The organism is Streptomyces sp. CY-1, from assembly GCF_047218265.1.
In the GTDB taxonomy this organism is placed as follows: Bacteria; Actinomycetota; Actinomycetes; order Streptomycetales; family Streptomycetaceae; genus Streptomyces; species Streptomyces niphimycinicus.
On record NZ_CP178393.1, the window covers coordinates 7,387,225 to 7,409,174 of the forward strand.

Sequence of the window (21,950 nt, forward strand, 5' to 3'; positions counted from 1 at the left end):
AGGGGGAGGGTGTGATGCCGTTGGTCTAATCCTGCGAAATACTGGTGGAGCTGCGGTAACAACCGCGCGTGGTAGAAACTTTCACGAAGTGAAAACCCGGAGAGGGCTCTGACGTGCACAACAACGGGGCATTGCCACCCGAGCAGGGCGCGGGTGGCACCGTGGGCGGCATTGGTGTGGACCATGCATTCCTGGCTCTGGAGCGCGAATTGGCGGTTTTCCTCCGCAGAGCCCGTGCCGCTTCGGGGGAATTGGCCCGGGAGGTCCACCCGGAGCTCGAATCCGCCGCCTATGGGCTGCTGATGCGGCTGGAGGACGCGGGTCCGCAGCGCGCCACCGACCTCGCGGGCTTCGTGGGCGTCGGAAAGGCCACGATGAGCCGTCAGCTCCGCGCCCTTGAGGGGCTCGGCCTGGTGACTCGGACGCCCGATCCGGCGGACGGCCGGGCCTTCCTGGTGGAGTTGACCGAAGAGGGCCGCAGTCGCTTCAGCGCGGTACGGGTCGCCCGGCGGGCGCGGTACGCCCGCCGCCTCGCCGCGTGGGAGCGCAACGAGGTCGCCGAACTCGCCAGACTGCTGCACCGGTTGAACGCGGAGCAGGAGGCCGAGGACCCCGGTCAGGCGGCGCGGGCGGCGCAGGAGGCCGGGGAACCCGGTCACGCGGCGCGGGCGGCGCAGGAGTAAGGCGCTCATACCCGCCAGGATCGGCGACCCCCGCGCATCCGGCGACGCGGGCGTGGCAACCGCGCTACCCCGCCCCACACGGCAGCCCGGCGGGGGCGTCCCCGCCGGTCAGGGCTCCACGAAGACCACGGCCGCGTCGTCGTGGGTCTTGCCCCGCGGAAACGCCGTACCGTCCGGATCGGTGTGCTCGACCGCCCGCACCCGGTCGATCAGCGCCTGCGGGCCCTCCTTGCGCAGCAGTGCGAAGCAGTCGGCCCAGTCGCCCTCGCCGAACCGCTCCACCCAGCGCGTCGCGCCGTCGGTGAGCGCCGCCAGCGCCCGCACCTCGCCGCGCGGGAACTCCCCGGCGACGGCCTTGTCGGAGACCGCGGGGTCGGCGGCGGCGGTGAAGAAGCCGCCCTCCGCGTTGCGCAGCGGGGCGAGCCGCCTGCCCTCGGCCCGCAGCCGGTCGATCCGGTCGTCCAGTACCGGAGTCACTCCGCCATGGGCCGACTCGATGAGCAACACCGAGTCGGAGAGCACCAGATACTCGATCCGCTCGGCGTCCCAGCGCGCCGCGACGGCGGTTGCCTGCGGAGTGAGGTGGTGAGAAAGGTCACACGTTGAACTATGCGATGCGGCGGTTCGGGCGATCGCCTCGGAGAGGCACTGTGTCAGGGGCATATCCCGTCGCGAACCGGACAGTTCGAGCAGCGATCCGCCGAGTCGCGCGGTGAACCAGCTCACGCTGTGTACGCATCCGTCGTCGCCCGCGGGCGGGGTCACCCCGTCCAGGACCACCAGCGCACCGCCGCTCCCCGAGGCCGGAAGGGCTATCGATGCGTAGTCCTCGTTGGGATATTGCTGATCGCCGGGGGCGGTCGCGAGTTCGATGCGCATTCCCTCAGTCTGCCGGACCGCCGTTGATCACCGCCGTCGTGGTGACCTGGCCGGGTGTTGGTCCGTACCAAATCTCTCGCCGGTTTCCCGGCTGCCTGATTGGGGAGGGATTGACACTTCTGGGAAGCTGCGGGTGGGCATCTTGTCAGGGCGGTGAGGTCTTTACCAATCCGCGTAAGGTGGCGGGAGGGTATGGCCGCGAGCCAAAGTTGGTGGTCAACTACCCAATGCGGTTCACTCGTTCGGGTGGCCGGGTGGGTGATGCATGCCCGCCCCAGACCCGTCCTGAAAGGGTCGGAATCCCTACCAGAGGTGGGGAAACACAATTGTTGATCCGTCGTCACCTCTGGTTCACAGAGCGGTCGGGCGAGAATGGATTGTGAGCACCGGTGCGGAAGAAGCGGCTTCGGGGCACCACGCGCGATGCGGTAAGCGAGCCACGTCAGGACGAGGCGACGCCGCGACGGCACACCGCACGCGTCCGTCGTCGGCTGACCACGTCGGTCGCCCTCGTCTCCGTCGCCGTCCTCGGGGCCGGGACTCCCGCCGTCCTGCTCGCCCTCGATGACACCACCGACGCCCAGCGGCTCGTCGACCTCGCGGAGACCAACCGCGGCGCGGTGACCCTCGCCCACGCCCTCGCCGACGAGCGCGACGCCATGACGCGGTACGTCGCCGACGGGCGCACCACCGCCTCCGGCCACGGGGTCTCCGAGGAGATGCGGTCCCGGGTCGACCGCCGCGTCCGGGAGGTGCGGGGGCAGGTCCCGGCCTCGGTCCGGCGGCTCCTCGACGCCCTGCCCGAGGTGCGGCAGCAGGCGCTGACCGGCAAGGGCTCGGCCCTCGACGTCTTCACCTCGTACACCCGGACCGTCCAGGCGCTGAACGGGATCACCGACACCCTGGCCCGGCGGCTCCCCGCCGACGCCGAGTCGGGCGCCACCGCCGCGCTGGCCCCGCTCGGCCGCGCGGTCGAGGAGGCGTCCGCCACCCGCGGACTGCTGCTGGCCGCGCTCGACGCGGGCGGCGGCCAGCCCACGCTGGTCTCCGCCGCCCAGCGGACCAACCTCCGCGAGCAGTCCGCGCTCGCCGACTTCGAGCAGCTCGCCCCGGCCGCCATGCGCGACGCCTACGACCGCACCGTCAACGGCACCGAGGTCAGCGACGCCGAGCGCTATCTCGCCCGGCTCACCGACCAGAACCGCTTCGCGGGCAATGACTTCTTCCTCGACGAGGACCGCGTCGAGGCCGGCCTGGACACCCGGATCGACCGGATGCGCGGCGCGCAGTCCTCGCTGGCCTCCTCCGAGGCCGCCCAGCTCGCCCGGTTGCGGGACGACGAGGTCACCGACCTCGAACTGCGCATCGGCATCGTCGGCGCCGCCCTGCTGGTCGCCCTCGGCGCCGGGGTGCACAGCGCCCGCTCGATGACCCGGCCGCTGGCCGCGCTGCGGCTCGGCGCCCGGCGGGTCGCGGCCGATCCGGCGGCCGAGGAGCCGGTCGCGTTCAAGGGCCGCGACGACGAGTACGCGGACGCCGTACGGGCCGTCAACGAACTCCACGCCAAGGCCGCGCAAGCCTACGAGCGGGTCGCCGAGCTGGAGACCGAGCGCACCCGGCTCGTCGGCGAGCGGCAGCGGATGGCCGATGAGCGGGACGGGCTGCGCGCCGAGCGGGACGCGGTCGCCACCCGGCTGGAGGGGCTGCGGGCCCGGGTCCACGGCAGCTTCGTCGGCCTCGCGCTGCGCTCGCTGGGCCTGATCGAGCGCCAGCTCGCCATCATCGAGTCCCAGGAGGAGCGGGAGCAGGACCCCGACCGCCTCGAGACGCTCTTCCAGCTCGACCACCTGGCCACCGGGATACGCCGCTACGGCGAGAACCTCCTGGTCATCGCGGGCTCCGAGCACAAGGCCACCCATCCGGGGCCGGTGCCGCTGCTGGATGTGCTGCGCGCCTCGATCAGCGAGGTCGAGCGGTACGACCGGGTGCAGATCCAGGCGCTGCCGCCGCATGCCCAGGTCGCCGGGTTCGCTGCGGACAGCGTCAGCCACCTGATCGCCGAGCTGCTGGAGAACGCGACATCGTTTTCTCCGCCGGACGCGGCCGTCCAGGTCTCCGGCTGGCTCCTGGAGTCCGGCGAGGTCATGCTCTCCGTCCAGGACGAGGGCATCGGCATGACGCCCGAGCGCTTCCTGGAGCTGAACACCCGGCTCGCCGACCCGGTGCCGGAGTACTGCCAGGGCCCCCAGCCGGAGGACCCGCTGGGCCTCGGGCTGTATGTGGTGACCCGGCTCGCCGCGCGCCACGGCATCCGGGTGCAGTTGCGTGAGCAGCAGCCGGGCGGGGTGGCCGCCGTGGTCGTCCTCCCGACGAAGATCCTCCCGGCCGGTCCGCCCGGCGCCGGGCTGCCGCCCGCCCCGCCGGTGAGCGTGGCCGCGACGTTCGGTGGCGCCGGACCGTCGTCCTTCCTGGGCTTCCCGGGCTCGGAGGCCGAGGCGAACTCCAACACGCTTCCCGGGCAGACCCGTTCGGTCGCCCGGGACCAGGAGGGTGTGCCGAGCGCGAGTGCGGGCGCGGGCGCCGTGGCGGGTGCCGGTGCCGGTGCCGAGCCGTCGGCCGAGCCGGTCGCGCCGCCCGCGGAGCCGGACCCGGCGCCGCAGGCCGCCGAGCCGGAGCCCACGCCCGTCGAGGCGGCCTCGGACTCCGAGCCGGGCGCCGCCTGGGCCGTCCCCGCCGAGCGGTGGGGGCAGACCGGGGACCCGGCCGCCCGTGACTACCCCATGGAGCCCACGCCGCCGCGCGGCCACCCGAGCCCGGGGAACGGCGGTGCGCTGCCCACCCTGCCCAAGCGCGTCCCCAAGTCGGCCCGGACCGACGCGCAGGACGGCGTACGGCACGGCGCGGACGCCCCGGCCCCGGCACCCCAGACGGCCCCGACCGCCCAGGTCGAGGAGCCGGAGGTACCGGCCGTGGAGCGGACGATGGAGCTGACCCTCCATCGCATGAGCCGCGAGAGCCAAGAGGACCACGACGACCGCGAGGGCCGCGAGGGCGGCGCGGACCGCGCCGACGGCGACGACCACGAGGACCACGAGGACTTCGACCGGCGGTTCGGCGCCCCGGGCCACGGCATTCGCCCCGTCGGTGCGGACGCCTGGGGCCCGGCGGTCGGCGGCCCGACAGCACAGGGGAGCCCGACAGCACAGGGTGCCCCGGCGGCGCCCGGTGAGTCGGCGGCGCCAGGTGAACCGTCCGGCGTCGATCCGTCCCGCGTCGATCCGTACGCCATCGGCCCCGACCAGCACGCCCGCCCGCGGGACGAGGCGGCGCGCACCGACAAGGGGCTTCCCAAACGCACCCCGCGGAACCTGGCGCTCCGGGAGCCCGATCCACGGGAGCGGACCGGCTCGGTGAACGCGGAGGAGCTGCGGCGCCGGCTCGGTGGCTTCCAGCGCGGCGCCCGCGACGGACGCCGGGACGCCGCCGCCGAGGTCGCCGCCCGCGGCGAGCCCGCGCGGCGGCAGCGGGGAACAGCAGGACAAACGGGGGCGCAGAGCGAGGGTGGCACGGTTGAGGAGGCACGCGGGTGAATGCGCCCAGTAGTACGTACGGGTTGAGTCGCGAGGCCCGTAATCTGCACTGGTTGCTGGCCAACCTGGTCGAGGAGGTGCCGGGCGTCCGCTCGGTTGTGGTCGTCTCGACCGACGGGCTGATGCTGCTCTCCTCCGACACACGGCACCATGCCGCGTCGTCCGATCCGGCGGCACAGGACGGCCCCAAGGGCTCCAGTGCGGATCTCGCGACGATTGTCTCGGGGGTCGGCAGCCTCACGCTCGGCGCGGCGAAGCTGATGGACGGCGGCAGCGTCAAGCAGACGATGGTGGCGATGGACGAGGGCAGTCTGTTCGTCATGTCGATCAGCGACGGTTCGCTGCTCGGGGTGCATGCCACCCCCGACTGCGACATGACCGTCGTCGCCTATCACATGGCACTGTTCGTGGGCCGGGCCGGACATGTGCTCACCCCCGAACTCCGCAATGAACTACGCAGGTCGCTGGAGCACGCACAGTGACGGCCGCCGGGTCCAGCCGGCCCGCCCGTAAACCCGCTCGCGTACGTCCGTACTCGCTCACCGGCGGTCGCACCCGCTCCGGCCATGTGCTGCTGGTGGAGACCTTCGTGGCGTCGCTGGAGTCTCCGGACGGACGGCTCGACCTGGCCCCCAGCGGGCTGAACGCCCGGATGATGCCGGAGATCCGGGCGATCATCGAACTGTGCGACAGGATGCGCTCCGTCGCGGAGGTCTCCGCGATGCTCAAGATCCCACTCGGGGTGGTGCGTGTCCTGCTCAGCGACCTGGCCGACCAGGGAAAGATCCGCGTCTACGGCACCGGGCGGGGTCCCGGCCAGCCGGACCGCGCGTTGCTCGAAAGGGTGCTCAGTGGACTTCGCAGGCTCTGAGACGATCACGGCGACCCCGCCGGCGACGTCGGAGATACCCGGGGCCGGGATACCCGGGGCCGAGGAGGTGCTCCAGAGGTGGCAGACGGACCGCTCCCGCGCGCCGATCGCCACCAAGATCGTGATAGCGGGAGGGTTCGGGGTCGGCAAGACGACCTTCGTCGGCGCGGTTTCGGAGATCACTCCGCTCCAGACCGAAGCGCTGATGACGCAGGCCAGCGAGAGCGTGGACGATCTCGAGGCGACGCCCGAGAAGCTGACCACCACCGTCGCGATGGACTTCGGCCGGATCACGCTGGAGAACGATCTGGTCCTGTATCTCTTCGGCACCCCAGGTCAGCAGCGCTTCTGGTTCATGTGGGACGACCTGATGCGCGGGGCCATCGGCGCGGTGGTGATGGTCGACACCCGGCGCCTGGACGAGAGCTTCCCGGCGCTGGACTACTTCGAGAGCCTCGGTCTGCCGTATGTGGTGGCGGTCAACCACTTCGAGGGGACCCCGCTCTACGAGCCCGAGGATGTGCGCGACGCGCTCTCCGTCGCGTCCACGGTGCCGGTGGTGATGATGGACGCCCGGCGCCGGATCGCGGTCGTGGACGCGCTGCTGGCGCTGGTGAGACACGCCGTTGACGCCTCACCCGAGTGACGTAACCTCAGCTCCGCCCGTGGGATGGAGGGCTCCATTCCCTTTACCGGCCCGAGCTTGAGGGAGAGTCGACAGCCATGCGGAAGATACTCATCGTGGGTGCCGGTCAGTCCGGGCTCCAACTCGCTCTCGGCCTCCAGTCCAAGGGCTATGAGATCACGCTGATGTCCAACCGGACGTCCGATGAGATCCGCGGCGGACGGGTGATGTCCACCCAGTGCATGTTCCACACCGCGCTGGGCCATGAGCGCGATCTGGCGCTCAACTTCTGGGAGGATCGGGCGCCGCGGGTCGAGGGCCTCGGGGTCTCCGTCGCCGGGCGGCCGGTGTCCGAGGGCCAGGCCCATCCGCGGGTCATCGACTGGGTCGGCCGGCTGGAGGGCCACGCCCAGTCCGTCGACCAGCGGATCAAGATGGCCGGCTGGATGGAGACGTTCGAGCAGCGCGGCGGCCAGGTGGTCGTCCACGGCGCCGCCGTCTCCGACCTGGACGTCCTCGACAGAAAGTACGACCTGGCGCTGGTGGCCGCGGGCAAGGGCGAACTGGTCTCGCTCTTCGGCCGGGACCCCGCCCGCTCCCCGTACGACACCCCGCGGCGCGCCCTCGCGGTGGCCTATGTGCACGGGCTCGGCCCGCGCCCCGAACACCCCGACATCGACGCGGTGCGCTGCAATCTCGTCCCCGGCGTCGGCGAGCTGTTCGTGATGCCCGCGCTCACCACCACCGGCCGCGCCGACATCCTCTTCTGGGAGGGCGTCCCGGGCGGTCCGGTCGACGCCTTCCAGGGCATCACCGACCCCTCGGAGCATCTGGCGCGCGTCCTGGAGCTGATGGAGCGGTTCACGCCCTGGGAGTACGCGCGCGCCACCAAGGTCGAGCTGACGGACGCGGGCGGCACGCTGTCCGGGGGGTACGCCCCGACCGTGCGCAACCCGGTCGCGCGGCTGCCGGGCGGCGGGCTGGTCCTGGGCGTCGCCGATGTCGTGGTGGCCAACGACCCGATCACCGGGCAGGGCTCCAACTCGGCGGCCAAATGCGCGGCGGCCTATCTGGAGAGCATCGTCGAGCACGGCGACCGGCCGTTCGACGAGGAGTGGATGCGGACGACCTTCGACCGCTACTGGGAGTCCGCGCGGCACGTCACCAAGTGGACCAACACCATGCTGGGCCCGCCGCCGGAGCACATCGTGGACCTCATCGGGGCGGGGGCCGCCTTCCCTGCCGTCGCCCACCGCATCGCCAACGGTTTCGACGACCCCTCCGACTTCGAGAACTTCTTCTACGAGCCGGAGAAGACGGCCGCCTATCTGGACGAGGTCAGGAAAGAGGCCGAGGCCGCGGAGGCTGAAGCGGAGGCCGAGGTCTGTGATGAGGCCGAGGTCTGCGAAGAGGCCGGGGACGACGACCGGGCCGGAGTCATCCGGTACGTCGGCTGACACCGGTGTCGCCGGGGCGCTCAGCGCTTGGCCACCGGTGCCGGACCCGGGCGCACGGCGCCGTGCAGCGGATTGGAGGCGAGCGGGGAGAGCTTCACCCGCTGGCCGGGGCGCGGCGCCTGGACCACCTGGCCGTTGCCCGCGTACATCGCCACATGGCTGGCGCCCTTGTAATAGATCACCAGATCGCCTGGGCGCAGCTTGTCGAGCGGCACCCGTGGCAACTGGCGCCACTGCTCCTGGCTGGTGCGTGGGATGAGCCGTCCGGCATACGCCCAGGCGGAGGAGGTCAGCCCCGAGCAGTCGAAGGAGTTCGGCCCCTCGGCGCCCCAGACGTACGGCTTGCCGATCTGGCTCAGCGCGTAGGCGAGCGCCCGCTTCCCGGCCTCCGCGGTCGCCGTTCCGGGGCCGCCGGGGCCGCCGGGGGCCGGGCGGGGGCGGGGCGCGGTGACGGTGGCGACCGGGGAGGGGGTGCCCGCCGGGGTGGCCCGTCCGCCTCCGGGGGCCGGGGCCGGGGTGGCCCGTCCGCCTCCGGGGGCCGGGGCCGGGGTGGTGCCGGTGCCGCCGCCGGTGGCGGGGGCGTCCGGGGCGCCACTCGCGGGGCCGAGCGCCCCGGAGTCGAGCAGCTTGCGCTGCGCCTTCGCGGTCTGCCGGCGCTCGCGCTGCGCCACCTGGGCGATCTGGCGGGTGCTCAGCGTGGCGAGCAGCTTCTCGATGGAGTGCAGCTTCTTCTCCACCTTCTCCCGCTGTTTCTTCCGCTTCGCGGTCAGGGAGAGCTGTTTGTCCAGCGCGGTGCGCGCCCGGGTGGCGATGGTGTCGGCGTGCCGCTCACCCTTGGTCAGCCGCCGCATCAGGGCGGCCTCGCGGCCCGCCGCCCGCTCCAGCTCACGCGCCTCGTCGGCGGCGCCCTCCGGGTGGGGGGTGAGCAGGGTCAGCAGAAAGGCGTAGGAGGAGAGCGTGCTGTGGCCCTGGTACTGCTGACGGGCCAGCCGTCCCGCGTCGTCGTGGCTGTCGGCGAGTTCCGTACGGGCGTGCACCAGCTCGGCCGTGAGTTCCCTGGTCCTGGTGCGCTGCTTGCGCAGCTTCTCCTCGGTCGCGTTGTACGTCTCCGTCGCCTCCTCGGCCTTCCGGTACAGCGTCTTGAGCTGCGTCAGCAGCTCGGACACCGACCGGTCGGCGGGGCGGGAGGGGGCGGCCGTCGCCGTGGCCGCCGGAACGGCGGGTACCAGCGCGGCGGTCGCCGTGATCGCCGCCGCGCAGACCGAGCCCACGATCCGTCCTGACACGTGATCACCTCCGGCTCACTGACGCCTCTGTTCGGCGTCCAGCTCAGCAGGATCGTGGCATGACGTTCGTATCTTCAGGAGAATTGTGGGCGAGTCGGGCGAATATGGTCACCCGTCCGGCGGGCCGTCAGCTCGACTTGGACCACGGCCACTTCAGCCCGCCACCCGGCTTTCCCTCCGGGTCGTACTCATAGGCCCAGCCCCGGACCAGGCCCAGCCGCTTGGACGTGGCGGCCGGAACCCTGCGGTAGACATGGACCGTCGGCGGTGCGCCCGCCTCGTTCTCCACCGGCACCTCGTAGGTCTTCGGCGGCTGGCCGGTGAGGCCGACCAGCACCGGCAGCACCCGGCCGTCCAGCGGCCCGCCCACAAAGGGCGTCTCCTCGCTTCTCACCGCACCAGTCTCACAGCATCGCCCGCGCCCCGGCCGTCACGGCAGTCACGGCAGTCACCGACCGCCCCCGTCACGGCCGTCACCGGCCGCCCCGTCACAGCAGGTGCGACGCCTCGCCCAGCGCGGGCACAACACGGCGTGCCAGCCGTCCGACCAGGCCCTCGGCGGGTTCCATGATGAGCGCGGCCCGCATCACCCGGGCCGCCTGCGGATCGGTGGTCGCGGTGGCGGTCAGCATCGCCACGAACTGGTCCACCAGCCAGTCGCGCAGCTCCTCCACCGGCGGCTGCTTCTCCTCGTCCAGCCAGATCAACGAGGCCGCCTCGACGGCCGTGATCCAGGTGCGCACCATCATCCGCAGCCGCGCACCGGGCTCCTTGACCGCCAGATGGAGCAGAATCTCCTCGGCCGCCGCCCGTCGCACCTCGTCGACGATCGCGTTCGTCCGCGAGGTCTCGACCACGCTGCCGCTCTGCAACAGCGCGCTGAACCCCGCGTCGTGCTCGTCCACGAAGGCCAGATAGCGGTCCAGCACCCGGCTCAGCCGGCTGCTGAGCGGACCGCTCCTGGGCTCCTCGAAGCACAGCTCCAGCTCATCGGCGGCGCTGCGCAGCGCCGCCTCGTACAACTGCTGCTTACCGCCCGGGAAGTAGCGGTAGACCAGCGGACGGGAGGCACCGGCGGCCAGGGCCACATCGTCCAGCGATACGTCCTCGGGCGCGCGATGGGCGAAGAGGCCGAGCGCGGCGGTGAGGAGTTCGGCCCGCCGCGCCTCGACGCTCAGCCTGCGGTAGCTCGCCCGCCGGGCGGCCGGCGGACGGGCGGTGGCCGGGGTTTCCGCCGCCGGGCGTGCGGCGGCGCTCGCCTCCGCCGGGGGTGTCGCCTCCGGGGGCGCCGAAGCGGTGCCGCTGCCTGTCGTCATGCCTGGCAGCGTAACCGGCCATTGTGACGAAGCGGATGCCGCCTTGGTCCCGGCCCTGCGGTCCCTTGGTCCCGACCCTAGGCCAGCAGCCCCGAACTCTTCCACAGTCGGCGGCCCACACCCCGCATCACCCCGACGTCGTCGAGGAATTCGGTCAGCTTGCTCGCCCCGCTGCGCATCACCTCACGGCGATGGGCGCTGGCCTGCACTTGAGCGACGGCCGCGCGCCGGTCGAGCCCCACATCCGAATAGACCTTGGGGTTGATGAACGCCTGCGAGAAGATCCGGGAGAACTCGCCCGACCCGATCCGGGTCAGCTCCGCCTCCCAGCGCGGCGCCCGCAGCATCTGGCGGCGCAGCTCCTCGCGTGCGTACCGCACATGGCGCGCCTCCTCGACCACATGGATCCGGGTCACCCCGCGCACCAGCGGCTGCACGCGCTCGTCGGGGAAGGTCAGCCGCTGCATCCAGTCCAGGATCTCCTCGCCGAGGAGGGTCGCGGTGAACGAACCGGGCGTGGTGGAGATCGCCTTGAAGATCCGGCCCAGATTGTGGTGGAGCCGGGTGACCGGATAGGCCGGGGTGCCGCTCTTGGTGATCAGCCGCGCGAACATCTTGGAGTGGCGGCACTCGTCGGCGATCTCGGTGAGCGCGTACCGCACATGGGCGCTGGTCGCGGGCTTGTCGTAGATGTGCCGGGTCATGAGCTGGATGAGGATGATCTCGAACCATATGCCCAGCGAGGCGAGGGCCGCCGCCTCGTGCCGGGCCAGCAGTTGCCGCTGCTCCTCGGACATCCGCCGCCACATGGGGGTGTCGTAGAGCGAGACCAGCTCCGGTGGCCAGAACCACTTGCCGGGCTCGAACGGCGCGTCCCAGTCGAGTTCGGTGTCGGGGTCGAAGGAGTGCTTGGCGGAGGACTCGAGCAGTCGCTCCGCGACCCGTTCACGGTCCTTGATCAGCCCGAGCGCGTCCCGGAGCGCGGGCGGTTCGGTCGTGGTGGTCATCGCTGAGGGCACCTCACTGGTGGCTCGGACAAACGCCGGCGGGATGGGTTACCGGTGAATATCTCTTATGAGACTCTGCGTCAGCAAGGGGCGTCAATCCCTTGGAGAGGTCTTATTGACCGACGAGTAACGGTCATGTGAGCCTGCCGAGTACGCATCCGTTCACGGGGGAGCGAGGCGAAGGAGGCGTCGGTGTCGACGCAAGAGCTCTACGCGATGGATCCCGGGGACCCCCACTGGCAGGTGCCCGCCGGTGGCGCCGCCCGATTCAGTTGGGAGTACGACGACCACCGGGCCCGGCTGCTCGCCCTCTACCAGAAGGGCAAGGACAAGCAGTGGGACGCGGTCAAGCGGATCGACTGGGGCCTTGAGGTGGATCCGTACGACCCCCTGGGCACTCCCGATGAGTCCCTCGCCCTCTACGGCACCCGCCACTGGGACCGGATGACCGAACGGGACAAGGGCGAGCTGCGGCACCACGTCGCCGCCTGGCAGTTCAGCCAGTTCCTCCACGGCGAACAGGGCGCGATGGTGTGCGCGGCCCGGATCGTCGAGGCCGCGCCCGACCTCGACGCGAAGTTCTACTCCGCCACCCAGACCATGGACGAGGCGCGCCACGCCGAGCTCTACAGCCGCTTCCTGCATGACAAGCTCGGCACGTTCTACCCCATCAACACCGATCTGCGGACCCTCCTCGGCGACACCCTCCGCGACTCCCGCTGGGACATGGCCTACCTGGGCATGCAGGTGCTCATCGAGGGCCTGGCGCTCGCCGCGTTCGGCCTCATCCGCGACACCACCGACAAGCCGCTGCCCCAGCAGATCCTCGCCTATGTCATGCAGGACGAGGCTCGCCACGTCGCCTTCGGCCGGATGGCGCTGCGCGACTACTACCGGCAGCTCAGCGACGCGGAGCTGCGGGAGCGCGAGGAGTTCGTCATCGAGGGCTGCTACCTGATGCGCGACCGGCTGCGCGGGGTGGAGGTCCTGGAGAACTTCGGCATCCCGAAGGCCGAGGCCGAGGAGTACTGCGAGCAGTCGTCGTTCCTGCATATGTTCCGCAAGCTGCTGTTCAGCCGGATCGTCCCCTGTGTGAAGGACATCGGGCTGTGGGGCGAGCGGCTCCAGCGGGCGTACGTCGACATGGGCGTGCTGGAGCTGGGCGACAGCAACCTCGACCTGCTGATGAGCCAGGACGAGGAGCTCGCGGAGCGGCTGGACGAACGGCGCTTCGCGGCGGAGGAGGCGGCGCGCACGGGCGAGGTCGAGGAGGCGATCGCGGAGGGCGCGGCCGAGGCGGATGCGTGAGGACACGCGGGGCCGCGTAAGGCACGCGGGACCGCGTGAGGCACGCGGGACCGCGTGGGACCACGTGGGGCAGGGGGCCGAGTGAGGCACCGCGATACGGCGTGAGATCTCGCGACCCCCTCAACCTCCCCTCGAATCACCGTTCTTGGTAAGTTCTTGATCATCGCCAACGGAGAAGGCCGAGGTCATTGGGGTGCCCTCGGTCCGGTGGCGTTCATATGCCTTCATCTGAAGGAACGAAGGAACGGCCGAAGGGTGCTCTCCACGGCGGTGGGGGGCACACCTTTGTTCCGGCGTTCCGGAGGATGATGGTGGGGTGCGGATTCGAACGAGCACCAGTGAAGAACTCCCCGTCCTCCAGGACATAGAGCGCGCCGCCGGACTCTGCTTCCGGGACATCGGGATGGACGAAGTCGCCGATGACGAGCCCCTGAGCCTGGAGGAGCTGAGCCGCTACCAGCGGGCCGGACGGGCCTGGGTCGCGGTGGACGACGTCGACCGGGCGATGGCGTATCTGATCACCGACCCCGTCGACGGAAACGTCCATATCGAGCAGATCTCGGTCCACCCCGACAGCGCCCGCCGTGGCGTGGGCCGGGCCCTGATCGACCACATCGCGGTGCGCGCCGCCGACGACGGCGTCCCCGCGCTCACCCTGACCACCTTCGTCGACGTGGCCTGGAACGCCCCGTACTACGCCGCACGCTGCGGCTTCCGGACCCTGACCGAGGCCGAGCTGACCCCCGGCCTCCGGGAGATCCGGCGCTGCGAGGCGGGCCATGGGCTGGACCGCTGGCCACGGGTGTGCATGCGCAGGGATGTGGGGTAGCGGGGAGGCCGGGGTGGGGCGGTGAGCGAGGGCGATCCGGCTCAGGCTCGGTCCGGCGCCGAACACAGCTCCTCCACCGCCCGCCCGAACGCCCGGATCCGCGCCGTCTCGTCCGCCCGCCGCCACACCAGGCCGAGCATCGAGTCCGGCACCCCCTCGACCGGTACGAAGGTGATGTCCCGGCGGCGGTGATACTCCGCCGTCGGGACGCACAGCAGCATCCCGCCCCGGCCCGCCGCGACCGCCGCCAGCCCCTCCTGGAGCGTGTGCACCCGCGGCCCGCGCGGGATCGGGCGCCCACCGGGGGTGGCGGCGGGCGCCATCGCGTCGTGCCAGTAGCGCGGCGCGGGGGCGGACGGGCCGATCAGCGGGCAGTCGGCCAGCGCCTCGGCGTCCACGCGGGCGCGGCCCGCGAACGGATGGCGGGCGGAGACCACCACCGTCTGCGGCTGCTTGGAGAAGACCGGGCCGAGGACCAGATCGGGCTCGGCGACCGGCAGGCAGACGATCGCGGCGTCCACCTCACCGGCCCGCACCGCGCCGAACGGATCGGCCAGCGGGATCTCCACGGTCGTCGTTTCGCAGCCGGGGTGGCGTTCCCGGAAGGCCGCGATGGCCGCCGTCACCCGTTCATCGGCGGCCCCCTGGAACCCGATCCGCAGCACGCCCTCCACCCCGCGCGCCGCCCAGCGGGCGCTCTCGACGGCCCCGTACAGCGCCTCGTAGGCGGGCCGGAGGTCGGCCAGGAACCGCTCGCCGAGCGGGGTCAGCCGCGCCCGGCGGCTGGTGCGCTCCAGCAGCCGGGCGCCGATCCGGCGCTCCAGGGACCGCAGTAGCTGGCTCACCCTGCTCTGCGAGACGTACAACCGCTCCGCCGCGCGTCCGAAGTGCAGCTCCTCGCTCAGCGCGAGAAAACACTCCAGCTCGCGGATCTCCAACCCGGCCATGGTCTCCCCGTGGATCGCGCTCGCGCTGACGCGAATTGCCTCGCCCGGACTCGCATCGACTCGCGTCACATTGACTCGCATCGACTCGCATCGACTCGCATCGATGAGCCTCGCTCATAGAAGTCTGAGAACTTCGGCGTTGTTCCCGCAGGGGCACGGCAGTTCGCTAAAGGCATGTCCAATAGCACGGAACTCACCGCTCCGGCAGGCACATCCGGGTCACCTCCGGTGGTGCGCTCGCCGCTCAGGGCCTGGCTCGCCGTCGTCGCCGTCGCGGTCGGCACCTTCTCGGTGGTCACCACCGAGATGCTGCCGGTCGGCCTGCTGACGTCGATCGGCTCCGCGCTCGGCGTCTCGGCCGGTACGGCGGGCCTGGCCATGACCGTGCCCGGTCTGGTCGCCGCGTTCGCCGCCCCGCTGCTCACCGTCACCGTCGGCCGCTTCGACCGGCGGCTGGTGCTGTGCGGTCTGATGGGGCTGCTGGCCGTCGCCAATCTGCTGTCCGCGCTCGCGCCCGGCTTCGCCGTCCTGCTGTTCGCCCGGGTGCTGGTCGGGGTGAGCATCGGCGGGGTGTGGTCGATCGCGGGCGGGCTCGCGGTGCGGCTGGTGCCCGAGCGGTCCACGGGCCACGCCACCACGCTGATCTTCAGCGGTATCGCGGTGGCCTCGGTGCTCGGGGTGCCGATCGGGACGCTCCTCGGCGATCTGGTCCACTGGCGGATCGCGTTCGCCGCCATGGCCGCCCTGTCGCTGGCCGTGGCCGCCGCCATGGCCGTCACCCTGCCGCCGTTGCCCACGGCCGGGACCCTGCGGCTGCGCGAGGTGCCCGGGCTGTTCCGCAACGTCCGGCTGCGGACCGGCCTCATCACCACACTGCTGCTGGTCACCGGCCACTTCGGGGCGTACACCTACGTGCGCCCGGTGCTCGAGGACGTCGCCGGGGTCGGAACGGGCCTGATCAGCACCCTGCTGCTGGCGTACGGCGTGGCGGGCATCGCCGGAAACTTCCTGGCCGGCACCACCGCCCACCGCGATCCGCGCCGCACCCTCATGGTCATCTTCACCCTGCTCGCGGCGGCCGAACTGCTGCTCCCGGTCGCCGGTGCCACGACGGCCGGGGCGACCGTACTGCTGCTGGTGTGGGGCCTGGCGTACGGCGGGGTGTCGGTGACCTGCCAGACCTGGGTACTCCACGCGGCCCCGGACGCGCGGGAGGCGGCGTCGGCGCTGTTCGTCGGGGTCTTCAACGTGGCGATAGCGCTGGGCGCACTGCTCGGCGGCCGGGCGGCGGACGCGATCGCGGTCCCCAGCGTGCTGTGGTTCGGGGGCGCGCTGGTGATCCTCGCCCTGGCGAACGTGGCGCTCTTCGGCAGCCGGGGAGCCGTCGCCGCGTCCGGCCGGACGGGGGCCTCGTCAGGCCAAGGGGCCACGTCAAGCCATGTGGACCAGGCGATCAGGTGAGACCCTGAAACCAGGGGACTCGTCTGCGCGGGAGTGGGTCCGATGGCAGTGAGCATGCATGTGGTCTGGAGCAAATGCGAGCCGGGACGCGTCATCTACGAGACGCATGCGATCGAGACGGTCACCGACGGCTCGGGCGTCCACGCGACCGTCGACAGCCACACGTATGAGATCTCCGTGCGCAGCCGTGCCCAGGCGGAGTCCATCGCGGACGAGGAGGGCTATGAGCTGTACCGGAAGGGCGAGGCGTGGGAGAGCCTCCCCGAGGAGGAGGAATGAGTGGGGAGGAATGAGTAAGGAGCAGCGCCCGGAGGCGCTGCCCCTTACTTCTGGATGCCGCTGACCCAACGGGCCTGTCTTCGCCCACGGGCCGCCTGCCTCTTCCAACGGCTTGCCCTCGCCGTAGAGCCTTGAGCGGAGGGCCCCGAGCTTGAGCCGACGGGGCCGCCCCAAGCTAGGGGCGGAGAGGGGGAGGCAGAGACGGGGCCGTCTCCAGCTCCGGGCCCGAGAGGGCGTCGCCTCAGGCTCGGGGCCCGAGTCGAGGCCGTCTCAAGCTCTGGGCCGGAGACGGGGCCGTCTCAAGCTCCGGGCCGGAGACGGGGCCGTCTCAAGCTCCGGGCCGGAGACGGGGCCGTCTCACTCCTCGCCGTGGCCCAGCAGGAAGTCCACATCCCGCCGCTCCGCGCCCGCCGCCCCGCCGACCGTGATCTGCCGGGTGGCCGGGGCGTAGCCGCTGGCCACCACCGTGTAGTGGTCGCCGGTGAGCGCCTCGAAGCCGAAGGACCCGTCGTCACCGGTGATGGCCTGGCCGACCACGTCGCCGGACGCGTCCAGCAGCGAGACCCGGGTGTCCCCGAGCGGTCGGCCGCCCCGGTCCCGTACGGTGCCCCGCACCCGGGCCGCCGGCGGCAGCTCCGCGTCCACCCGCACCGGCTCACCGACGGCGAGCTCCACCTGGGTGGCGTACGGCCGGTGCCCGGCGGCGGCCAGGGTCAGCGTGTACGTCCCCGGGGCCAGCTCCGGCAGCGCGAACTCGCCCTTCTCGTCGGCGGTCGCCGACCCCGCGACCTCGCCCTCGGGCCCGGTGGCCGTGGCGGTCGCACCGGCCAGCGGCTCCCCGCCGACGGCGCGTACTGACCCGGTCAGCCCGCCCCCGCCGGACAGCCGCAGATCGCAGACCACCGGCAGGTCAGTCACCAGCAGGGTGGCGGCCTGCGGCTGGTACCCGGCGGCCGAGCCGATGAGGACGACGCTCGCGGTGTCCGGGGCGGGCACGCGGTACCGGCCGTCGCGGCCGGTGACCGTACGGCCGAGCTGACGGCCGCCGGTGTCGATGAGGGTGATGGCGGCGTCGGCGAGCGGGGTGCCGCCGGGGCCGAGGACCCGACCGTGGATGACGCTGCCGGTGAGAGCGGGCCCGTCCGCCGCCGCGTACTCGGCGGCGTAGGCGACATCCCCGACCTCTGTCGCGGCCGAAGCAGCAGATGCGGCCGGGGCGCCCACGAGCGCGGGCGCGGCCACGGGCGCGGAGTCGGCCACCGGGGCGGAGCCCGTCGCGCCCCCGGTCGCGGGAGCCGATGTGGCCACGGGACCCGAGCCCGCCACCGCGGCGCGCCGCCGCGCGGGCAGGAACAGGGCGATCAGCAGGCCGCCGACCGAGGCCGCACACGCCACCAGGAACGATGTCTGGAACCCGTCCTTGCTCGGCAGCGCCACCCCGCCGAAGTCGGTCGTCTGGTGCGCCAGGATCACACCCACCACCGCGCTGGAGGTGGACATGCCGATCGACCGCATGAGGGTGTTGAGCCCGTTCGCCGCACCCGTCTCGGCGGCCGGAACGGCGCTGACGATGAGCGTGGGCATCGCCGAGTACGCGATGCCGATGCCGACGCCGAGCGCGGTGGACAGCACCACGATCTGCCAGATGTAGTCCATCATCACCAGGCCCGCGCCGTACGTCGCGCCGATCACGATCAGCCCGATGACCAGCGAGACCTTCGGCCCCTTCGCGGCGTTGATCCGCGCGGACAGCGGCGAGACCAGCATCATCGCGACGCCCATCGGGGCGAAGTAGAGCCCCGCCATGACCATCGACTGGCCCAGGCCGTAACCGGTGGCCTTCGGGAGCTGTAGGAGCTGCGGAAGGATCAGCGACATCGCGTAGAACGAGAAGCCGACCATGATCGAGGTGAGGTTGGTCAGCAGCACCTGACGCCGTGCCGTGGTCCGCAGATCGACCAGCGGTTCGGCGGTGCGCAGCTCGAAGACGCCCCACAGCAGCAGGATCACCACGGCCGCGCCGAACAGCCCGAGCGTGGTGCCGCTCGTCCAGCCCCAGTCACCGCCCTTGGTGATGGGCAGCAGCAGACAGACGAGCCCGGCCGTCAGCCCGAGCGCGCCGATGACGTCGAAGCGGCTGGGGGTACGGACGGAGGACTCCGGGATGACGGAGAGCACCAGGGCGATCGATATCACGCCCAGCCCCGCGGCCCCGTAGAACAGCACATGCCAACTGGTGTGCTGCGCCACGAACGCGGCGGCGGGCAGCCCCAGCGCACCGCCGATGCCCAGCGACGAGCTCATCAGAGCCATCGCCGAGCCGAGCTTCTGCGGCGGCAGCTCGTCGCGCATGATGCTGATGCCGAGCGGAATGGCCCCCATGGCCCCGCCCTGGATGGCCCGGCCGATCACCATCACCACCAGGTCGGAGGTGACGGCGCAGGTCAGCGAGCCGATGACCATCAGCGCCAACGCGACCATCAGCATCCGGCGCTTGCCGAACATGTCCCCGAGCCGGCCCATGACCGGGGTGGAGACGGCGCCGGCGAGCAGGGTGGCGGTGACCACCCAGGACGCGTTGGAACTGGTGGTGTGCAGCAACTGGGGCAGCTCGGTGACCAGCGGAACGACCAGCGTCTGCATGACGGACACGGCGATACCGCAGAACGCGAGCACCGCCACGAAGCCACCGCCGACCTCCCGCGGGAGCGGCGTGCCGGAGGGCGCGGCGCTCAGAGGATCCGCGACGCGAGGTGGGGCTGACTGGGGCATGCGAATGCCGCCTCCAAAGGGATTTCGAGAGATGTGCGAAAAGTGGAACGATGAGAGATGTGCATCCTACACATGACGTGTATCGTGCACACTTCCATTGAGGGGCGCGGGGGAGGCGAGGAGGAATCGTGCTGGATCGGCGGCTGGAGCGGCTGGAGCGCGAGCTCATGCTGGTGGCCAGATGTTCAGTCCTGACGCCTCGCGAACGGAAGGGCCAGGCGACGGAGGCCCACGAGTCCCCGGCGCAACCGAACACCGGCCGGGCCCCCAAGGAACCCCACCCGGATCGCCACACCGACGAGCACGAGCCCTGCGCCGCCCCCACCCGCCTGGACCGCTCCGGCTATCTGCTCCTCTCCCGCCTCGACGCCGAGGGCGCGATGTCCATCGGCCAGTTGGCCGACGCGTTCCAGCTCGACGTCTCGACCGTCAACCGCCAGACCGGCGCCCTGCTCCGGGCCGGTCTCGTAGAACGCATCGCGGACCCCGACGGCGGCCTGGCCCGCAAGCTCCGCATCACCCCGCGGGGCGCAGACCGCATGGCGGCGGAACGGACATGCCGGCAGACCGACCTGTCCCGGCTGCTGGAGTCATGGCCCTCCGAGGAAGTGGCCCGGCTGGAGGACGTCCTCACCCGCTTCAACCGCGAGGTGGAACGTCAGGAGGGCCGCGCCTGGCCCCGCGAGCCGGGCGACGCGCAAGGCCCTCCGGAAGGACGCGTAACGCCTCCGGAAGGACGCGTAACGCCTCCGGAATGACGACGGCGCCGAGGGCGTTGCCGTAGACAGGACCATACCGAGGAGGCCAGGAAGAGATGCCCACCCCCGCTTCCCACCCGCACACCACCGGCACCGGCGGACACCGCGTGGACGTGGAGCACGGCTCCCAGCACGTCACCGTCACGATCGACGGCCGCGTCGTCGCGGAGTCGACCCGCCCCCTGCTCGTCCACGAGACGGGACTCCCGGTCCGCTACTACCTCCCCCCGGAGGACGTGGACCTGACCCTCTTCCAGCCGACCGACTCCCACACCACCTGCCCCTTCAAGGGCGAGGCCGCGTACTGGACCTACCGCGGCCCGGCAGGCGACGAGGCGGAGCCCCGGCCGGACGTGGTGTGGGCGTACCCGCAGCCGATCGAGAAGGTGGCGGAGATCAAGGACCATCTGTCGTTCTACGACGCGGTAGCGAAGATCGACGTCTCGGAATAGCGCAACAAACCGCTGACATCACCCCATCAGGGGCCTTCCGGGGAACCCCCGGAGGGAACCCCTGACGCGTGCACATCCACGCGTACTCGTGGCTGGGTGAGAAGGAGCTGTTCGACCGGGAGGCCCTCCGCCGCCCACCCGACCGCCCCCGCCCGCCCCTCACGACGGAGGACGAGGACTACTACCGCGAGGACCAGGAGCGCTACCGCACCCTCCTGGAAACCTTCCGCCACTCGGAGCTCCCCCCACTGGAAACGTCCCTCTGGCTCCTGAAGTCCCCCACCCTCATCCGCGCCACCCTCGAGGAACCCAAGGACGCGGCGGCCTGGCTGGGCCGCGAACTGACCGAACACGCCCCCGGCTTCCTCTCCCACCAGGAAGCCGACACCGCCCGCCTGGCCCGCCTGGTCACCACAGCCGCCGACCGCCTGACCCACGCCGGAGACGTCTCCTTCGGCTGCTACCTGGGCCGCACCTCGTTCCTCTCCCTGGCCCTGGTGACGTGCTCCCCCAACCACTGGGCCCCGGACCTCCCCTGCCCCCTCACTCCCACCTGACCCCGCCGGACAGGGCGCATCCGGCGGGGCCGTGGTGCGGATGACTGAGCCGTAGGGGGCGCCGCTCAGCCGAAGTTCACGTCACTGCACAGGAAGTACGTCTGGTCCATATGCGACGCCTGCCAGATCGTGTAGACGACGTGGCGACCGGTGTAGCCGGAGGTGCTGACGTCGATCGCGTAGTTCTGGCTGGGGGCGTATTTGCCGGTCGTGGTGACCAGTTGCAGGTCACTCCACTTGAGCGGCTGGGTGGTGGGGTCGTACCCCTGGCGGGACACATACACCTTGAAGTAGTCCGCACCATGGCTGGCCTGGTCGTACAGCTTGACGGTGAACTTGCCGCCGATGTTCGTCGTCTGCCAGGCGCCGGGCGTGTCCAGCGAGTTGTAGCGGCCGCCCTCGGTGTGACCACCGCTGCACAACTGCCCGTCCGGGATCACCGCCGGGAAGTTGCCGGCGGAGCCGTTGCGGTACAGCCCGTTCCAGTTCCACATGGCGTTCGGGTTGTCCTGCCATGCCTGCCAGCACATGGGGTCCAACTTCGCCATCTCGGGGTTCTGGAAGTCGTCGCCCCAGCGCAGCCAGCAGCCGTAGTTGCGGGAGGCGGGGTCGACGACCGATCCATGGGCGCTCGCGGTGGTGGACCACGGGATCAGGCACAGCAGCGCCGCGGCCAGCAGCCCAAGGGCGCGAGACGCCCAACGTAAGGAATTGCCGCGTTCATGACAAATCATTTCGCGATCTTCCTCCATCGTCCATGGGGGTGGGTCAGGATCATGGGAGCGCTCCCAAGATGGCTGCTTCCCGAACGACGAGACCTCGAAACCTGGAGCCGAGGCGGCAACACCCCACCCGAGGCGCCGACCAACCCCG

21 protein-coding genes are annotated in these 21,950 nt (G+C 71.5%); 13 read left to right on the top strand and 8 right to left on the bottom strand.

The window, feature by feature from the left end:
- Positions 1–113: 113 nt before the first annotated feature.
- Positions 114–683 (top strand): MarR family winged helix-turn-helix transcriptional regulator, encoded by a 570-nt coding sequence (locus ACK1X7_RS31865; RefSeq protein WP_385137907.1) that lies wholly within the window; start codon positions 114–116, stop codon positions 681–683.
- A 108-nt stretch (positions 684–791) separates the two neighbouring features.
- On the opposite strand, the gene ACK1X7_RS31870 is transcribed toward ACK1X7_RS31865, so the two are convergent.
- Positions 792–1,562, bottom strand: a complete 771-nt coding sequence (locus ACK1X7_RS31870) for a hypothetical protein (protein WP_385137905.1) — start codon at positions 1,560–1,562, stop codon at positions 792–794.
- A 389-nt stretch (positions 1,563–1,951) separates the two neighbouring features.
- On the opposite strand from ACK1X7_RS31870, the gene ACK1X7_RS31875 reads away from it, so the two are divergent.
- From ACK1X7_RS31875 to ACK1X7_RS31895, 5 genes are all read left to right on the top strand, one after another.
- A complete protein-coding gene (locus ACK1X7_RS31875; RefSeq protein WP_413115987.1) occupies positions 1,952–5,152 on the top strand; it encodes a sensor histidine kinase in 3,201 nt (1,066 codons plus the stop codon).
- Positions 5,149–5,634, top strand: a complete 486-nt coding sequence (locus ACK1X7_RS31880) for a roadblock/LC7 domain-containing protein (RefSeq protein ID WP_385137902.1) — start codon at positions 5,149–5,151, stop codon at positions 5,632–5,634. The genes ACK1X7_RS31875 and ACK1X7_RS31880 overlap by 4 nt, the downstream gene beginning before the upstream one ends.
- Positions 5,631–6,023, top strand: a complete 393-nt coding sequence (locus ACK1X7_RS31885; protein ID WP_093464640.1) for a DUF742 domain-containing protein — start codon at positions 5,631–5,633, stop codon at positions 6,021–6,023. The genes ACK1X7_RS31880 and ACK1X7_RS31885 overlap by 4 nt, the downstream gene beginning before the upstream one ends.
- A gap of 34 nt (positions 6,024–6,057) precedes the next feature.
- Positions 6,058–6,669, top strand: coding sequence for a GTP-binding protein (locus ACK1X7_RS31890; protein ID WP_228054154.1), 612 nt, complete (start codon positions 6,058–6,060; stop codon positions 6,667–6,669).
- A gap of 77 nt (positions 6,670–6,746) precedes the next feature.
- On the top strand, positions 6,747–8,105 hold the full coding sequence (locus tag ACK1X7_RS31895; protein WP_413115988.1) for a styrene monooxygenase/indole monooxygenase family protein: 1,359 nt from the start codon (positions 6,747–6,749) through the stop codon (positions 8,103–8,105).
- 20 nt (positions 8,106–8,125) lie between these two features.
- On the opposite strand, the gene ACK1X7_RS31900 is transcribed toward ACK1X7_RS31895, so the two are convergent.
- The 4 genes from ACK1X7_RS31900 to ACK1X7_RS31915 form a co-directional block, all read right to left on the bottom strand.
- A complete protein-coding gene (locus tag ACK1X7_RS31900) occupies positions 8,126–9,391 on the bottom strand; it encodes a C40 family peptidase (RefSeq protein ID WP_390792012.1) in 1,266 nt (421 codons plus the stop codon).
- 127 nt (positions 9,392–9,518) lie between these two features.
- On the bottom strand, positions 9,519–9,785 hold the full coding sequence (locus ACK1X7_RS31905; RefSeq protein WP_390792011.1) for a hypothetical protein: 267 nt from the start codon (positions 9,783–9,785) through the stop codon (positions 9,519–9,521).
- A gap of 94 nt (positions 9,786–9,879) precedes the next feature.
- Entirely contained in the window at positions 9,880–10,707 is an 828-nt protein-coding gene (locus ACK1X7_RS31910; RefSeq protein WP_385137896.1) for a TetR/AcrR family transcriptional regulator, read from the bottom strand.
- Positions 10,708–10,784: 77 nt separating this feature from the next.
- Positions 10,785–11,714 (bottom strand): AurF N-oxygenase family protein, encoded by a 930-nt coding sequence (locus ACK1X7_RS31915; RefSeq protein WP_093464646.1) that lies wholly within the window; start codon positions 11,712–11,714, stop codon positions 10,785–10,787.
- A gap of 192 nt (positions 11,715–11,906) precedes the next feature.
- Between ACK1X7_RS31915 and ACK1X7_RS31920 the strand changes: the two genes are divergently transcribed.
- On the top strand, positions 11,907–13,022 hold the full coding sequence (locus tag ACK1X7_RS31920) for a ferritin-like domain-containing protein (protein WP_385137892.1): 1,116 nt from the start codon (positions 11,907–11,909) through the stop codon (positions 13,020–13,022).
- Positions 13,023–13,338: 316 nt separating this feature from the next.
- Positions 13,339–13,851: a GNAT family N-acetyltransferase gene (locus ACK1X7_RS31925; RefSeq protein ID WP_385137890.1), complete on the top strand. Its 513-nt coding sequence runs from the start codon at positions 13,339–13,341 to the stop codon at positions 13,849–13,851.
- 41 nt (positions 13,852–13,892) lie between these two features.
- Here the strand turns inward: ACK1X7_RS31925 and ACK1X7_RS31930 are convergent, their stop codons facing one another.
- The gene (locus ACK1X7_RS31930) at positions 13,893–14,798 is read right to left on the bottom strand and encodes a LysR family transcriptional regulator (RefSeq protein ID WP_390792200.1); all 906 of its coding nucleotides are present in this window, start codon (positions 14,796–14,798) and stop codon (positions 13,893–13,895) included.
- A gap of 174 nt (positions 14,799–14,972) precedes the next feature.
- On the opposite strand from ACK1X7_RS31930, the gene ACK1X7_RS31935 reads away from it, so the two are divergent.
- The gene (locus ACK1X7_RS31935; RefSeq protein ID WP_385137886.1) at positions 14,973–16,259 is read left to right on the top strand and encodes an MFS transporter; all 1,287 of its coding nucleotides are present in this window, start codon (positions 14,973–14,975) and stop codon (positions 16,257–16,259) included.
- Positions 16,260–16,301: 42 nt separating this feature from the next.
- A complete protein-coding gene (locus ACK1X7_RS31940; protein ID WP_014054887.1) occupies positions 16,302–16,538 on the top strand; it encodes a hypothetical protein in 237 nt (78 codons plus the stop codon).
- Between the two features lie 357 nt (positions 16,539–16,895).
- Here ACK1X7_RS31940 and ACK1X7_RS31945 read toward each other — a convergent pair whose 3' ends face one another.
- Positions 16,896–19,310, bottom strand: coding sequence for an MFS transporter (locus ACK1X7_RS31945; protein ID WP_413115989.1), 2,415 nt, complete (start codon positions 19,308–19,310; stop codon positions 16,896–16,898).
- A 128-nt stretch (positions 19,311–19,438) separates the two neighbouring features.
- On the opposite strand from ACK1X7_RS31945, the gene ACK1X7_RS31950 reads away from it, so the two are divergent.
- The 3 genes from ACK1X7_RS31950 (at position 19,439) to ACK1X7_RS31960 (ending at position 21,077) form a co-directional block, all read left to right on the top strand.
- Positions 19,439–20,068: a MarR family winged helix-turn-helix transcriptional regulator gene (locus ACK1X7_RS31950; RefSeq protein ID WP_385137882.1), complete on the top strand. Its 630-nt coding sequence runs from the start codon at positions 19,439–19,441 to the stop codon at positions 20,066–20,068.
- Between the two features lie 56 nt (positions 20,069–20,124).
- Complete coding sequence (locus ACK1X7_RS31955) at positions 20,125–20,520, top strand: DUF427 domain-containing protein (protein ID WP_385137881.1); 396 nt, start codon at positions 20,125–20,127, stop codon at positions 20,518–20,520.
- 68 nt (positions 20,521–20,588) lie between these two features.
- On the top strand, positions 20,589–21,077 hold the full coding sequence (locus tag ACK1X7_RS31960) for a hypothetical protein (protein ID WP_385137879.1): 489 nt from the start codon (positions 20,589–20,591) through the stop codon (positions 21,075–21,077).
- Between the two features lie 65 nt (positions 21,078–21,142).
- Here the strand turns inward: ACK1X7_RS31960 and ACK1X7_RS31965 are convergent, their stop codons facing one another.
- The gene (locus tag ACK1X7_RS31965; protein WP_385137877.1) at positions 21,143–21,811 is read right to left on the bottom strand and encodes a lytic polysaccharide monooxygenase auxiliary activity family 9 protein; all 669 of its coding nucleotides are present in this window, start codon (positions 21,809–21,811) and stop codon (positions 21,143–21,145) included.
- Between the last annotated feature and the right edge of the window lie 139 nt (positions 21,812–21,950).

Excerpts from the sequence above, each read along its gene's own strand:
- ACK1X7_RS31945 (WP_413115989.1), bottom strand. The coding sequence starts at position 19,310 with ATGCCCCAGTCAGCCCCACCTCGCGTCGCGGATCCTCTGAGCGCCGCG.
- ACK1X7_RS31895 (WP_413115988.1), top strand. The coding sequence starts at position 6,747 with ATGCGGAAGATACTCATCGTGGGTGCCGGTCAGTCCGGGCTCCAACTC.
- ACK1X7_RS31935 (WP_385137886.1), top strand. The coding sequence starts at position 14,973 with ATGTCCAATAGCACGGAACTCACCGCTCCGGCAGGCACATCCGGGTCA.
- ACK1X7_RS31915 (WP_093464646.1), bottom strand. The coding sequence starts at position 11,714 with ATGACCACCACGACCGAACCGCCCGCGCTCCGGGACGCGCTCGGGCTG.
- ACK1X7_RS31940 (WP_014054887.1), top strand. The coding sequence starts at position 16,302 with ATGGCAGTGAGCATGCATGTGGTCTGGAGCAAATGCGAGCCGGGACGC.
- ACK1X7_RS31930 (WP_390792200.1), bottom strand. The coding sequence starts at position 14,798 with ATGGCCGGGTTGGAGATCCGCGAGCTGGAGTGTTTTCTCGCGCTGAGC.
- ACK1X7_RS31955 (WP_385137881.1), top strand. The coding sequence starts at position 20,125 with ATGCCCACCCCCGCTTCCCACCCGCACACCACCGGCACCGGCGGACAC.
- ACK1X7_RS31965 (WP_385137877.1), bottom strand. The coding sequence starts at position 21,811 with ATGATTTGTCATGAACGCGGCAATTCCTTACGTTGGGCGTCTCGCGCC.
- ACK1X7_RS31870 (WP_385137905.1), bottom strand. The coding sequence starts at position 1,562 with ATGCGCATCGAACTCGCGACCGCCCCCGGCGATCAGCAATATCCCAAC.
- ACK1X7_RS31910 (WP_385137896.1), bottom strand. The coding sequence starts at position 10,707 with ATGACGACAGGCAGCGGCACCGCTTCGGCGCCCCCGGAGGCGACACCC.